Genomic DNA, 14,480 nt, shown 5'->3' on the forward strand with positions numbered 1-14,480 from the left:
AGGGTTTTCAGTTCCTGCAGTTCTATAGGAATTCAGGAAGCATACTCACATCGAGCACACTGTCGCGACGCATCGCCCACTGGCCCTTATGGGCGCGCAGGCCGGTTACCCGCAGTGGATTGTAGAGATACAGCCAAGGGGGATCACGCTGGAGTTCCTCATAAGCCTTGCGGTAGATTGCGGCGCGCGCCGTGTCGTCCACCGTGGCACGCCCTTCATCGAGCAATTGTTCGACTGCTGCATTGTGATAGCCTTGCCACCACGAACCTTGCACGCGTGCATCAATCTTTTCGTAAAGGACGCGGAAGGTTGAGAGCGGGCTTGAATCGAAAATGCACAGATCTCGGATTTCCTTGCGGCGGATCATATGTGCATAGGCCTCGCGGTCCTGATGCAGATGCACGTTGAACCGAACGCCAATGTTTTCCAGTTGGCGCGCAACAGCCTGTGTCAGGCGTTCAGCTTCATCGGGCAGGCGTGTGGGGCAATCAACCTCAAGCGTCAGTCCATTTCCATGGCCCGCATCTGCCAGAAGGCGTTTGGCCTCAGCTAAATCTTGTGTGATTTCATCGCCAGCAACCACGCCGAAATGGCGGGGACTGACAAACCCGGCAAGCGGGACAGCTGCACCGTCGACCACGCCGTCGATCAGCTCGGTCCGGTTGATGGCAAGGTTGAGCGCACGCCGCACGCGGGGGTCACGCAACGGACCGCCCTTGCTGTTGAAGAGATAGATGATCGCAACAGGAACCAGCGAGATCTCGCGCTGGAAACCATCAGCGGAAATCGAACCGGATCGCGTGAAATCGAGCGTATTGGCAATGCCGGCCTTGCCTGAAACGAGCATGTCTTGCCGGATGGATGCATCGGTTTCGAGCACCCAGCGGATCGCACCATTTCTCGGCGCCGCGCCAAACCATTTATCATTGCGCGTGGCACGCATTTCCTTGCCATCGAAGCTTTCGAACCGATAGGGACCGGTACCGACCGGCTGGCTGACATCTCCCGCTTCCATGCGCGCAAGGCAGGCCGGCGAGGCAATGTAGCCATACACAAGAACATCCAGAAGATCGGCAACGGGACGTGAAAGAGCAATCCGCACAGTGGAGCTTGTCAGGGCCTCTATCCTCGCATCGCCGAGATATTGGTGCCATACACCCGGTGCGCCCAGTGTGTAGCCCTTGTCGGCACGCGCCATGCGCTGCAATGACTGGCAAACGGCCTGTGCGTCGCATACCGCACCATCATGGAAAGTCAGGCCTTCGCGGAGGGTAAAGTTCCACTCCAGCGCATCCGGCGAAGTGGTCCAACTGGCAGCCAGCGCCGGTTCAAACCCGGTCTTTGCGCCATAATGCACAAGGCCATCGAAAAATGCATCGAAGATGGTCAAAACGTCATTGGCGTCGGTAGAATCATGAGGGTCTTCAAGCCGAAGACGTGCCTGCGCGATTGTTACAGAATTGGTCACAGGCGTGTCTCCCCCAAAGCTTCTTCAGAAGGTGAAAGGGGCGCAACCAGCGGCGCTCCATCATACAAATGGCAGGCGACTGTGTGGCCCGTTGCAATTGACCGCAGCGCTGGGCGCTCAACTGCGCATCGGTCAAACGCCTTGGGACAGCGCGTGCGGAAGGGACAGCCAGCAGGAATGCGCAGTGCGCTCGGCACTTCACCGGTGATCTCTATTTCAGTCTGCCGGTTCGCACTATCAATCGAGGGTGCTGCAGAAAGCAGAGCCTGCGTATAGGGGTGCGCGGGACGCTGATAGAGACCCTCACGCGGCGCATTCTCTACCATGAAGCCAAGATACATGACCCCGATACGGTCAGCGATGTGGTGAACCACCGAAAGGTCGTGCGAAACGAAAAGATAGGCCAGCCCGAACTCATCGCGCAGATCCATCATAAGATTCAATATTTGCGCCTGGATCGACACGTCGAGAGCCGACACAGGCTCGTCTGCAACAATGAGGCGTGGTTGAACCGACAGCGCACGTGCAATGCCAATCCGCTGCCGCTGGCCGCCCGAAAACTGATGTGGATAGCGCCCCGCATGTTCGGCGTTGAGACCAACCTTGGCCAGCAGCGCGATCATCTTTTCTTCGACCTGCTTGCGTGTTTCACGCTTTTCAGCCTGCTCAAGCATCGGCTCCATGACGATGTCGCGGACTTTTTGGCGGGGATTGAGCGATGCGTAGGGATCTTGGAAAATCATCTGGATCTTGCGACGAATAGGGCGCATCTCCTTGAAGCTGAGCCCGGCAATGTCTTGCCCATCTATGCGCACATCGCCGCCATCAGGATTGTAGATACGCGCGATGGTCTTTGCGACGGTGGACTTGCCGCAGCCCGATTCACCTACCAATGCAAACACTTCACCGGGATTGATGGAGAAGGTGACACCATTGACCGCGCTGACAAACAAATGTTCCGCGCTGAATTTCCCGTTCGAGAATTTCAGGCGATCGAAGAACCCGCCACTTGCCCGGAAAATCTTGGTGAGATTGCGGACCTCAAGAAGCGGGCTCATGACAACGGTCCTTCAAGTGGAAAGTGACAGGCTGCCTCAAGCGATTGGCGCACGGGCGCGAGCGCTGGCACGACTTCGGCACAAAGCGGTTGCGCCCGCGGACAGCGCTCACGGAAATTGCAGCCGCTTGGCAGGTTGCGAATATCCGGGACCATTCCGGGTATCTGGTTCAGCCGTTCCTGACGGTTGGAAATATGTGGGATCGAGTCCAGAAGGCCGCGCGTGTAAGGATGGGCCGGACGGTTGACGACATCCTCGGTCAGGCCCTTCTCGACCACCTTGCCGCAATAAAGAACGACGATACTGTCAGCCATTTCAGAGACGACAGCCAGATCATGTGTGACCAGAATCATGGATGCCTGTCGCTCGCGCACCTGCCGGCGCATGAGCTTGAGGATCTGCGATTGCACAGTGACATCAAGCGCCGTCGTCGGCTCATCGGCGATGATAAGGCGGGAACCCGCAAGCAGCGCAATGGCAATAACCACGCGCTGCCGCATGCCACCTGAGAACTGGTGCGGATAAGCATTGAGCCGGGATGCTGCCTGAGAAATGCCGACATCTTCCAGCATTTCAATACAGGCCTTGCGGCGCGCACTTGCATCGAGATCAGTATGCAAGCGCAGCATTTCATCCATCTGACGGCCAACAGTGTAGACCGGATTGAGCGACGTCATGGGGTCCTGAAACACCATGGCGATACGGCCGCCGCGCACCTCACGCATTTCCGTCTCAGTCTTGTTGAGCAGGTTTTCACCCTCAAACAGAACCTCGCCACCCTCTATCTGTCCGGGTGGATCAATCAGTCTCAATATTGAAAATCCGATCACCGACTTGCCGCCGCCGGACTCGCCCACAAGGCCGACAACCTCACCCTTGGCAACGTCGAAGCTGACGCCATCAACCGCTTTGACCAGGCCGCCAAACGTATGGAAATGTGTCTTCAGATCACGGATCTGGAGTAGTTTTTCAGATCTATCCATTATCATGATCCTACTTCAGACGAGGATTGAGTTCGTCGCGCAGGAAATCTCCGAAGAGATTAATGCCGAACACGAGCAACATGATGAACAGTCCCGGAAACACCGAGGTCCACCACAGCCCAGAAAACAGAACGTCAAACCCGTTCTTCACCAGCAGGCCAAGCGAAGGTTGGGTAATCGGCACGCCGACGCCCAGAAAGCTCAATGATGCCTCAATCAGAATGAAGGTTCCGACCTGAATGGTGGACACCACGATAAGCGGCGTCAGGACGTTTGGCAGTATATGACGCATGATGATCTTGCGATCATTCAACCCTGCCACACGAGCCGCCTGCACATATTCTTTCTGAATTTCGCCGAGCGTTGAACCGCGCACCGTGCGCGCATAGACCACCCAGCCCACAGCCGTGAGCGCAATCAGCACCATGTCGATGCCCGTTCCAAAGGCCGACATCATGAACAGTGCAATCAGCATCGACGGGAAGGAAAGCTGGATATCGGCGATGCGCATGATGATGCTATCAAGCGTGCCACCGTAAAACCCCGCCAACAGGCCCAGAACCGTGCCGAGCAGGCACGACAGCAACATTGCGGTCACGCCTATAAAGGCCGAGATGCGTGCGCCATAGACGATGGAGGCAAGAACATCGCGGCCCTGTCCATCGGTGCCGATGAGATAGCGCCAGTCGCCGCCCTCGATCCAGACGGGTGGCTTGAACGAATCCATCAATTCCAGCTGGGCAACATCATAGGGATCCTGCGCGACGAGGAGTGGGCCGAAAATGACCATGATCGCGAAGGCGCCAAGCAGCAGACTGCCGGTAATCGCAGACGTGTTGTGACGATAATTGTGGAAGAACTCCGAGGAGAGCCAATTTTTCATGTCGCTACCTCACGGTGATGCGTGGGTCGATCAGCGTGTAAACGATGTCGACAAGGAAATTGATCACGACGAAAATGAAGGCGGTCAGCATGAGATAGACCACGATCACCGGGCGATCGCCGCGATAGATGGAGTCAATCAGAAGCTTGCCAGTCCCCGGCCATGCGAAAATTGTCTCGGTGATGGTCGCAAAGGCGATGAGGTCACCCAGTTGCAGGCCAAATATCGTGACAACAGGAATGAGCGCGTTCTTCAGCCCGTGTGCGAACAGAATGTGCCGGCGCGATGCGCCCTTGGCACGGGCGAATTTCATATAGTCTTGCCGGGTCACCTCCATCATACCGGCCCGCGTGATGCGCAAGATGATGGCCAAAGTGGCAAGGGCAAGGGTGATGGAAGGCAGTAGAATATGCGCCCAGCCATCTGCCGTGAGAATGGAAAGCCGCACGCCCAGCACTTCGATTGTATCACCCCGTCCAGACGAAGGCAGAAGCTGGTAGCGAACAGAAAAGATGAAAATGAGCATCATGCCGACCCAGAAGCCCGGCAGTGAAATACCAATGAGCGACCCGGCCATGATGGAGCGTGAAGACGCGCGATTGGGATTGGCACCGGCATAGACACCGAGCGGTATCGCAATCACGGTAGCCATTGTTATCGCCACTAGAACCATTTCCATGGTCGCTGGAAGGCGTTCCAAGATGAGGTCGAGGGCGGGTTGGCGGAACACATAGGAACGCCCGAAATCACCCTGCAGAAGATTGCCTATAAAGTACCAATACTGATTGAAGATTGACTGATCGAGCCCAAGCAGGCGGCGCGCCTGTTCGATTTCAGCTGCTGTGGAATCGATGGGGATGACCATAAAGACCGGGTCACCGGTGAAGCTCATCATCAAGAACACGATGACCGACACTGCCCAGAGAACCAAGACCATCTGGAGCAGGCGCTTTAGCGTATATCCAAGCACGGCAACGTCCTATGTATGCAGCAAAAAAAACGGATGCCCGGCAAACGCCGGGCATCCTTTGTCAGAGCTTACTCTGCAACGTCGATTTCATAGGCCCAGAGGAACTTGTCAGCGCGCGGTGTGAGTTTCACCGATTTTTTTGCTGCATAGAGATCCTGTTCGTAATGGACTGGAATCATCGGGATGTCCTTCATCAGGATCTTGGTTACATCCTGCAGATAGCCATCACGTTCATCGAGCTTGGAGGTCGCATCTGCCTTGTCGATCAACGCATCCACTTCCGGATTGGAATAGCTGCCGCGATTGACCTGGCCGTAGCCTTCCTTCTTGCCGCGTGAATAGAACATCACGCTATACATCGAGCCCGCATCGCCGGATGGAACGTCCCAGCCGCTCATGATCATGCTCGACTTGTCCGAAGGAACGCGGATATAGCCGAAGAAGTTCGATTTAGGCATCAGATTGAGCTTCAGGTCGATCTTGACCTTGGCGAACATGCTGGCCAAGGCCTGGGCGATCTGAGCATCATTGACATAGCGGTTATTGGTGGTGTCGAGCGTGAGCGTGAAGCCGTCCTTGTAGCCGGCTGCTTCCATCAGCTCTGCTGCCTTCTTCACATCATAGGGGTACAGGTCGCGGAAACTCATTCCTTCGACATAACCCGTGTGGGAAGACGGAACATACTGCTCGGACGGTGTGGAAAGGCCGTTCATGATAACGGTCTTGATCGCGTTGATGTCAATGGCGCGAACCATTGCTTCACGTACGCGCTGGTCTGTCAGCGGGTTCTTGTCGAGCGCGATGGTCGGGCTCTTTTCACGCATGTCGAGTGACAGGACAATGTTCAGCAGGCTTGGCTGACTAAGCACATTATAGCGGTCATCGGCCTTCACCCGGTCCACGTCGCGCACGTTGAGATCCTGGATCACATCGACTTCGCCGGTGAGAAGGGCAGCCGTGCGTGTCGCACCATTGGTGATCGGGCGGAAGGTCACGTCATCAATGACCGGTGCGCCGGCAAAGTAGTCCGCATTCGCGGTCAGCTTCAAATGATCTTCCTTCACCCATTCGGTCAGCTTGTAAGGGCCGGTGCCGATTGGCTTCAGGTCAAGCTGCTCGTCGCCTACTTCCTTGGCGTATTTCTCGCTCAGGATAAGCACCGCCGCCAGATCGTTCGGCAGAACTGCATAGGGGCGAGGTGTCTTGATCTCGACGGTATAGTCGTCCACCGCCCGGAATTCCGAGATGTTGGCACCAAGATTGGCCATCAGGGATTTCTTCAAACGGTCAAGCGTGAAGACCACGTCAGACGCTTTGAACTCTTCGCCATTGTGGAATTTCACGCCCTGGCGGAGTTTGAAAACCCAAGTCGTATCATCAGTCAATTCCCAGCTCTCAGCCAGGCCCGGGCCAAATGAAAGGTCGGCATTGCGCCGCACGAGCGGATCGTAGATGTGATAGAACAGAATGTTGCTGGACAGTTCCTCACCCGCCTGCGGGTCAAGATTGACCGCATCGGAAGTGAGGCCGATGGTAAGGGATTTGGCGTCGGCACTGGTTTCCCAGCCGGCCGAAACCAGCATCAACGCAGCTGCGAAAAGGGCTGCGCGCCCTGACTTCTTACGTAAATTCAGCATGTTAGTTCCCCTTTATTGGTTATATTGCTGAGACTAGGCGTTAGCGTAGAACTGATTGAACCTCGATCTGATAGCCCTCCGGATCGTTGCAAACGAAAGCGCGAATGCCGAGCGCCGTGCTCGCTTTGGCCGGCGTGATGCCATCGACATTCGCGGATGAAAGATAAGCGTGCCAGGCATCCACATCCGGCACGCGGATGCAAAGCTGAACCGGCTTGACGGGTGCTGCGCGGTGCATGCCGCGGCTTTCGTCAACCAGCCCCACATAGGCGTGGTCGGCAATCCGCAGGATCTTCGCCCATCCCTGGTCGATCTCAAGCGTGAAGCCCATCACCTCGGTGTAAAAGGTCAGCGCGCGCTGAAGATCCACATAGTAAAAGAAGGTGATAGCCTTCTCGACGCCCCCTTCAGGGAGTTGCAGCTTCTGGGTCAAATGCTTTCCTCCTCTTCGAACCAGCGCGAATTGCCGCGTGGAACGAACTGTCCATCGCCGGGCTGGTTGATAACGGCCACGCCATCCCAGGCGAGTTTGCCGCCGACATAGGTCCGCCGGACCTGACCAGCGAATGTGCGGCCCTGATATGGGCTCCAGCAAAGTTCATCCTCTGCTGTTGCGGCATCCCAAGAGGCTGGAATCGCTTCAAAAATGGCAATGTCTGCATCGGCACCGGGCATCAGTCCGCCCTTGCGTGGCCAGAGACCGAAAAAGCGCGCGGGCCGCTCGGACAATTGTGCGACAGTCATCTGCGCTGCATCGCAACCGTTTGCAGCTGCCACCGTGTAGAACGCAGGCAACAATGTCTGCATCCCGGGCACGCCCGCTCCAGCATCGAATATGGAAGCCGTTTTCTTGTTGTCTACCGGCCAGCTCGAATGGTCTGAACTTACAAATGCGACGCGTCCACTGATTACCTCAGCCCAAAGGGCAGAACACTGGCCGGGCCGGATTGGTGGATTGACCTTCATAAGAGCGCCGAGCGCATCTCCGTCGATCTCTGGATCGAAGGAGAGATAATGAACGCACAGCTCGCCTGTTGCCCGGAACCCCTCGCTTGCGTAGCGGTCAACCAGCTCGAAACCGCGTGGTACGCTGATATGAACAATATGGGCATGCGCACCGGCAGCAGCTGCCAGTTCCAGAAACTGAGCTGTCGATGCCAGCTCTGCCGCTGGTGGCCGGCTTGGTGAATGGGTGTGGATGCCGTCCTCACCCTGCGTGCGAAAGCGCTCTATGCGCGAGCGGACGATTTCCTGATCTTCATTGTGCAGACCAAGCGGAACATCGGTTTGCGCGAGCAATTCGAGCAGATCCAGCGCAAGTGCCGTATCAATGCGTGGGAAGCGTGTTGGGCTGCTTTCAAAGGCAGAAATTTTGAAGGCAACAACACCCTTTTCCAGAAGCGCCCGAGCATCCTCGATACTCTGACCCGGCATGATCGTCGCATAGAGCGCAACATTGGAATGCGCATGCGCCTTGATGGCATCAACCTTGGCATCAAAATGCGCGACCGTGCTCAGCGGATCTGGATTGTCATAGGGCATGTCAACGATCGTCGTAACGCCACCAGCCACAGCTGAGCGCGTGGTCGATTCGATGCCCGGCAGTCCACCATAGCTGCCAGCATGCGTCTGTCCGTCGATGACACCCGGCATCACAAAAGCATCGCCAGCATCGTGTACTTCGTGAGCGGCAGGAGCTTCTCCAGTTCCCACCGAATGGATCAGGCCGCCACTCAAGGCAATCCAGCCATTCTTTAGAATGGATGAGGGCGTGACGATATTTCCCTTGATGATGATATCGAGCATCAACCCGCCCGCCCCCGATAGCCGAGGTCAAGCTGTGTGCAGGCCAGCGCGACCGCCGCCTGCACCGGATCGATCACCGGCAGTCCAAGCGCTTCCTGCAAGTGCTTGCGATAGGCACCAAGACCGGCGCATCCAAGAATGATGACATCCGCACCATCCTCGTCACGCAACTGGGCACCGATCCGCGAAACCTTATCGATGACATTGGTGGCGATCAGATCAACGATTGTCGTGTCGAGCGACCTGTCTCCCGCAAGCCGGTCCTGCAACTTGAGTTCGCAGAGATAACGGTGATGACGCGCGATCGAAGGTGAGCCCAGCGACACGATTCCGAAGCGTTTTCCCAAGCCTAGTGCGGCGAGATAGGCCGCCTCAGCAATTCCGATGACAGGCAAGCTCGTGCAGCGCCGAACCGTATCAATGCCCGGATCTGAAAAACAGGCAAGCACGATAGCGTGCGCGGATGTCGCCCCGACAGCCTCTATAATATGCGGGATGACTTCGCTGACATGGGCATCTGTTTCAATGCCGCGCGGCGATTTGGCCAACTCCGTGCAGGTGATAGAATGCGGGCCGATGCCATTAAAAATCTCCAGGCAGCCCGCCATGGAGCGCGTCATTGATGCGGAGCTATTGGGATTGATGACAAGAATTTCAGCCAAGTGACAGTCCCGGATTATGCACGTCATGCTTTTAATATCTTACGTAATATATTACACAATATCTCTCGTCAATGTGCTTGGGCTTGCCTTGGTTCAAATTTGCAATGAAAAGGGGAGCGCTGACACGCGATCCGTGAGGCGGTCGGCTGATGCGCCTGTCTTGAAAGCGGGAGAACAATACCTTTGAACAACCTTGCTGCAAACGGTCCGGCACCTCGAGAGCGACGCGTTTCGCTCACGGAGACTGCCTACAATGCGTTGCGTCTGCGTGTGATCAGCGGTGACATGAAGCCGGGCCTCGAGTTTTCGGAACTTGAACTGGCCGAGCAGCTTTCCATGAGCAAGACACCTGTGCGCGAGGCACTTGGCCGGCTTTGCGTAGAAGGACTTATCGAAGCCTTCCCGCGTCGCGGCTACCGCGTTACGCCCGTGACGGTGAAGGACATTAACGACCTCTTTGCCATCCGCGCGATGACCGAAGGGACAGCCGCATCAATGGCCGCCCTTAACTTGCAGGCGGAAGATCTAAATCGCCTCGAAGCGCTAGCCGCGGTGCGCTATGAGCCGAACCGGGACGACACCATCAAATCTTTTGTCAACGCAAACCATGCATTTCATGTGGCTATCGCCGAAGGCGCGAACAATCCGAGGCTTCTAGCATTGGTAACGGCGCATCTTGAAGAATGCACACGCCTTTTCCATCTTGGCGCGCGCAGCCGCGACGTGAACCCTGAGACTGGCGATGACCATGGGCGCATCGTTCAGGTTCTTCGTCTGCGCGATCCGGAAAAAGCGCAGCAAGTCATGGTTGAGCACAGCGAACACACCCGTTTAGGCATCTTACACGCGCTCATCTCCAACGATACCAGGGGTCTGACTCTTTGAGCTGAACATCGTTCATCTGGTCATTGGGCTCTGACCTGCCTCAATGCAAAACCAGCAGATCCTTTGACGAGAAGCTGATCTCAGTCTTTTCTCCGACGGCCGGTGGCGGGGCTGCAGGGCTATTGAAGGCATCGAGCGAAAACAGGCTACCGCCGACGCCAATCCGCATGCGGATGACCGAGCCCAGAAAATGCACTTCGGCGATTTCTCCGGAAAGGCTGGTGTCATTGCCGGGCTTGCGGCCAAGCGTGATGGCCTCGGGCCTAAGTGCCAGCGACACCACATCGCCGGCGCGCGCACCGTTCAACTGACCCTTGAGAGTGATTTCCTCCGAATTAACGCGGACCGTGCCGGCGTTCGCATCGCTGACCGTGGCTTCCATGACGTTCAGCGTGCCGACGAAATTGGCGACGAACTTGCTGGCGGGCCGGTTATAGATTTCGAATGGCGTGCCGATCTGCTCCGCCTTGCCGCCATGCATGACGACGATGCGGTCGGAGATAGACAGCGCCTCCTCCTGGTCATGCGTCACAAAAACGGTGGTGATGCCGAGGCTTTTCTGGATCGCGCGGATCTCTTCGCGCAACGACACGCGAACCTTGGCATCCAGCGCAGAGAGAGGCTCGTCCAGAAGCAGGAGCTTGGGCTTCGGTGCAATGGCACGCGCCAGTGCCACGCGCTGCTGCTGCCCGCCGGAGAGTTGGTAGGGATAGCGGTCGCCGAACTGAGGCAGCTTGATCAGTTCCAGCATTTCAGCAACGCGCCTGTCGATCTCGGCCTTTGGCGCGCCGGCGACCTTGAGCCCGAAGGCGACATTTTGCGCGACGGTGAGATTGGGAAACAGCGCATAGGCCTGAAATACCATGCCGACATTGCGCTGGTTGGGTTTGAGCCGCGTCACGTCCTTGCCGGCAACGATGATGCTGCCCGCGCTCGGCTCCTCAAAGCCCGCAACCATGCGCAGCACTGTTGTCTTGCCGCAGCCCGAGGGGCCGAGGAACGACACGAATTCGCCAGGCATCACATCAAGATCGAAATCCTTCACGACCGTGATTTGCCCGAACGTCTTGCGGATGGAACGGATACTGAGAAACGGATCGGCCATGACGTGCTTTCTAAAAATCAGTTCGGGCGGCTGGCCGATTTCGGCGCGAAACGGGACAGAACCTGAATGACCGACATGCAGCCCCAGGTGATGCCAAAGGCGATGATGGCAAGCGCTGCCGGCTCATAGGCGCGGTTGGCGCCAATGTTCTGCAGATACGGCCCGAAGGCAGGACGGTTGAGCAGGCTGGCCAGGGTGAATTCGCCAAGCACGATGGCAAAGGTAAGGAACGCTCCAGACAGAACCGCAATCAGCACATTGGGAAGGATCACACGCAAAATGATGGTGCCCCATCCGGCACCGAGGATCTGCGCGGCTTCCGTCAATGTGCGCACATCGATGGTCCTGAGCCCGGTATCAACGGCGCGGTACATGTAAGGCAGCGCCAACATGGAATAGCCGATGATCAGCAGCGCATCCGTGCCGCGCGCACTGCCTAGAAAGGGCAGCGGCGAGTTGGAGCCATACATGCGGATATAGCCGAAGACGATGACAATGGCCGGAATGACCAGCGGCAACAGCGTGATGAACTCGATCACCGGCCGCAGATGTGGCATCCGTAACCGGATCCAGTAGGCGGTCGGCACCACAAGAAAAACACCAAGCAGGATGGTGAAGATGGCAACGATGACCGAATAGCTGAACGTTGCCTGAAAACGCGGATCTCCAAACACCACTTCATAGGCTGCAAAGGAATACTCGCCCCGCTTCATGCGCAGCGAAAACTCGAACGTGGCGATCAGCGGAATGAAGAAATAGGAGGCCCCGACAATGAAGGTGACCCAGGCCCAAAAGCGTCCCGACTTCATTTGAGCCACCTCTCGGAGCGCACCCGGAACCAGATGTAAAAGATGTTGGCGAGCCCGGTGATGAAGATCATGCCAAACGCAATGGCGTAGCCGAGATGCGGATTGTGCAACACATCACCTCGTATCTGCGCATACAGCAGGATCGGCACGATGTTGAGCGACGATCCCGTCAGCGCGTAGGCAGTCGCGATGGCCCCGAATGCATTGGCAAAAAGCAATATGACGGTGCCCAAGAAACTTGGCCACAGGACAGGAATGACCACCATGCGCCAATACTGCCACTGGGTGGCGCCAAGCGTCGCGGCAGCCTCGCCCCATTCGTTTTTGATGCCATCGATAGCTGGCGTGATGATGACCACCATCAGCGGGATCTGAAAGTAGAGATAGGTCAGCGTCAGGCCCCAGAACGACAGGATATTGAACCCGGTCGAATAGACATTGAACCCGAACAGCGTGTTCAAAAGGACGGTGACCAGTCCCAGCCGTCCCAGTGTCGCCAGAAAGGCAAAAGCCAGCGGCACGCCGGCGAAGTTGGAAGCGACGCCGGAAAAGGTCATGGTGACTGAGCGCACCCATCCCGGCAGCCCGCCCCGCACAATAGCAATGGCAATGGCGAGCCCGACAAAAGCGCCGATGATGGCAGATGCCAGGCTGATCTTGATCGAAATCCAATAGGCGGCAGCGATCGTCGGCTGCGACAGCGCAGCAATATTTTCCAGCGTAAACGCACCTTCAGCGTTCTGAAATGCACCGATAATCAGATAGCCGGTCGGCAGGATCAGGAACATCAGCGCGAACAGGAAGAACGGCGCCACGCCGAGCCATTGCATCGGCAAGCGGAATCCGGCCGTCTGGCCGGGTGGCATGTCATGCCCGTCGGCCCGCCGGGTGGTAGCGCTGAGTTCCGTCATTCGGTTGCCATTTAGAAAAGCGGCTGCGGGCGCCAGGCGCCCGCAGCCTGAGCCTCAATTACTGAACGTTGGCGCCAACCACCGAATCCCAGTTCTTGGTAATGACTTCCTTGGTAGCGGCCTGCTCTTCGAGCGTCGGGAAAACCGCCGCTTCGTAAGCTTCAGCTGGCGGCAGCTTGTCGAGCATATCCTTGGGGATCGAGCCCTTCTGCGCCAGATCGTTGAAGCGGATCGGATGGCAATAGCCCTTCAGCCAACCAAGCTGACCTTCGTCGGAATAGAGATATTCCATCCACAGCTTGGCAGCGTTGGGATGCGGCGCAAAAGCGCTGATCGCCTGCACGTACACACCGGCTACCACGCCAGTCTTCGGCACCACGACGTCGACCGGCGGGTTGCCGTTCAGCGTATCGCGGCCCGAAAGTGCGTTGTAGTCCCAGTTGATCAGGATCGGCGTCTGGCCCTGTGCCAGAGTTGCCGGCTTGCCGATCACCGGCACGAAATTGCCAGCGGCGTTGAGCTTCTTGAAGAAGTCAAGGCCAGCCGTACCAGCCGCTTCACCGGCAGCCGCGCCACCTGAAAGACCAGCAGCATAAACTGCCTGGATAGCCTGGTTGGACGCACGCGGATCACCCGCCAGGGCAACCGAGTTGGCATATTCCGGCTTCAGAAGATCGGCCCAGTCGGTTGGCACGTTCTTGACGAGGTCCTTGTTCACCATCATCGACAGAACGCCGTAATAATCGCCGTACCAATGACCTTCGGCATCCTTGGCGCTGTCCGGGATCGAATCCCATGTCGACACCTTGTACGGCATCAACAGGCCTTCGGCTTTGGCCGATGGTCCAAACGACAGACCAACGTCGATCACGTCTGGAGCCTGCGGGCCCTTATTGTCCTTGTTGGCCTTGATGGCTTCGATCTCATCGCCCGAGCCCGCATCCGGGTTCAATTCATTGACAGTGATCTCCGGATATTTTGCTTTAAAGCCGGCGATGACAGCGCCATAGCCGCACCAGTCATGTGGCAGGGCGATGGTGGTTAGCTGTCCCTCAGCCTTGGCAGCAGCGACGAGTTCATCCATCGACTGGGCCGATGAGATGGACGACGTGACCAGAAGGGCTGCCGCGGTGAGGGAAAGGATCTTTCCCGTAAACTTGAACATCGTGTCTCTCCATTGATCTGACGCCAATCGGCGTCTGAGATGCCGTTACGCGCGTCAAATGACAGTTGCATGACGAAATTCTAATGGAAGGCTATGTGCGTGTGGCCTGCACCGCAAAATGCTCGAACCGAGATTTCA

The 14,480-nt window shown here is 57.0% G+C and carries 14 protein-coding genes; 1 reads left to right on the forward strand and 13 read right to left on the reverse strand.

The features are described from left to right. Window positions 1–22: 22 nt before the first annotated feature. The 9 genes from GA830_RS01000 to GA830_RS01040 form a co-directional block, all read right to left on the reverse strand. Entirely contained in the window at window positions 23–1,468 is a 1,446-nt protein-coding gene (locus tag GA830_RS01000) for an ABC transporter substrate-binding protein (RefSeq protein ID WP_195163299.1), read from the reverse strand. Continuing rightward, a complete protein-coding gene (locus GA830_RS01005) occupies window positions 1,465–2,526 on the reverse strand; it encodes an ABC transporter ATP-binding protein (protein ID WP_195163300.1) in 1,062 nt (353 codons plus the stop codon). The genes GA830_RS01000 and GA830_RS01005 overlap by 4 nt, the downstream gene beginning before the upstream one ends. Then, window positions 2,523–3,509 (reverse strand): ABC transporter ATP-binding protein, encoded by a 987-nt coding sequence (locus GA830_RS01010; RefSeq protein WP_195163301.1) that lies wholly within the window; start codon window positions 3,507–3,509, stop codon window positions 2,523–2,525. Before GA830_RS01010 ends, GA830_RS01005 begins: the two co-directional genes overlap by 4 nt. A 10-nt stretch (window positions 3,510–3,519) precedes the next feature. Then, window positions 3,520–4,392 (reverse strand): ABC transporter permease, encoded by an 873-nt coding sequence (locus GA830_RS01015; protein ID WP_195163302.1) that lies wholly within the window; start codon window positions 4,390–4,392, stop codon window positions 3,520–3,522. Window positions 4,393–4,396: 4 nt separating this feature from the next. After that, entirely contained in the window at window positions 4,397–5,362 is a 966-nt protein-coding gene (locus GA830_RS01020; protein ID WP_195163303.1) for an ABC transporter permease, read from the reverse strand. A gap of 68 nt (window positions 5,363–5,430) precedes the next feature. Beyond that, window positions 5,431–6,999 carry an ABC transporter substrate-binding protein gene (locus GA830_RS01025; protein WP_195163304.1) on the reverse strand — a complete coding sequence of 523 codons (1,569 nt, stop codon included), beginning with the start codon at window positions 6,997–6,999 and terminating at the stop codon, window positions 5,431–5,433. Window positions 7,000–7,039: 40 nt separating this feature from the next. Then, the gene (locus GA830_RS01030) at window positions 7,040–7,432 is read right to left on the reverse strand and encodes a VOC family protein (RefSeq protein ID WP_258045515.1); all 393 of its coding nucleotides are present in this window, start codon (window positions 7,430–7,432) and stop codon (window positions 7,040–7,042) included. Further along, the gene (locus GA830_RS01035; protein ID WP_258045516.1) at window positions 7,429–8,805 is read right to left on the reverse strand and encodes a dihydroorotase; all 1,377 of its coding nucleotides are present in this window, start codon (window positions 8,803–8,805) and stop codon (window positions 7,429–7,431) included. Before GA830_RS01035 ends, GA830_RS01030 begins: the two co-directional genes overlap by 4 nt. Further along, window positions 8,805–9,467 carry an aspartate/glutamate racemase family protein gene (locus GA830_RS01040; protein ID WP_195163306.1) on the reverse strand — a complete coding sequence of 221 codons (663 nt, stop codon included), beginning with the start codon at window positions 9,465–9,467 and terminating at the stop codon, window positions 8,805–8,807. Before GA830_RS01040 ends, GA830_RS01035 begins: the two co-directional genes overlap by 1 nt. Before the next feature lie 183 nt (window positions 9,468–9,650). On the opposite strand from GA830_RS01040, the gene GA830_RS01045 reads away from it, so the two are divergent. Continuing rightward, window positions 9,651–10,352 carry a GntR family transcriptional regulator gene (locus GA830_RS01045; RefSeq protein ID WP_258045517.1) on the forward strand — a complete coding sequence of 234 codons (702 nt, stop codon included), beginning with the start codon at window positions 9,651–9,653 and terminating at the stop codon, window positions 10,350–10,352. 40 nt (window positions 10,353–10,392) lie between these two features. On the opposite strand, the gene GA830_RS01050 is transcribed toward GA830_RS01045, so the two are convergent. From GA830_RS01050 to GA830_RS01065, 4 genes are all read right to left on the reverse strand, one after another. Next, window positions 10,393–11,457: an ABC transporter ATP-binding protein gene (locus tag GA830_RS01050; protein WP_195163307.1), complete on the reverse strand. Its 1,065-nt coding sequence runs from the start codon at window positions 11,455–11,457 to the stop codon at window positions 10,393–10,395. A 17-nt stretch (window positions 11,458–11,474) separates the two neighbouring features. Then, window positions 11,475–12,266 carry an ABC transporter permease gene (locus GA830_RS01055; RefSeq protein ID WP_195163308.1) on the reverse strand — a complete coding sequence of 264 codons (792 nt, stop codon included), beginning with the start codon at window positions 12,264–12,266 and terminating at the stop codon, window positions 11,475–11,477. Then, window positions 12,263–13,132, reverse strand: a complete 870-nt coding sequence (locus GA830_RS01060) for an ABC transporter permease (protein WP_374939335.1) — start codon at window positions 13,130–13,132, stop codon at window positions 12,263–12,265. The genes GA830_RS01055 and GA830_RS01060 overlap by 4 nt, the downstream gene beginning before the upstream one ends. 103 nt (window positions 13,133–13,235) lie before the next feature. Further along, the gene (locus GA830_RS01065) at window positions 13,236–14,342 is read right to left on the reverse strand and encodes an ABC transporter substrate-binding protein (RefSeq protein WP_195163310.1); all 1,107 of its coding nucleotides are present in this window, start codon (window positions 14,340–14,342) and stop codon (window positions 13,236–13,238) included. Between the last annotated feature and the right edge of the window lie 138 nt (window positions 14,343–14,480).

The sequence above is a fragment of the Mesorhizobium sp. NBSH29 genome (assembly GCF_015500055.1).
Lineage (GTDB): Bacteria > Pseudomonadota > Alphaproteobacteria > Rhizobiales > Rhizobiaceae > Neomesorhizobium.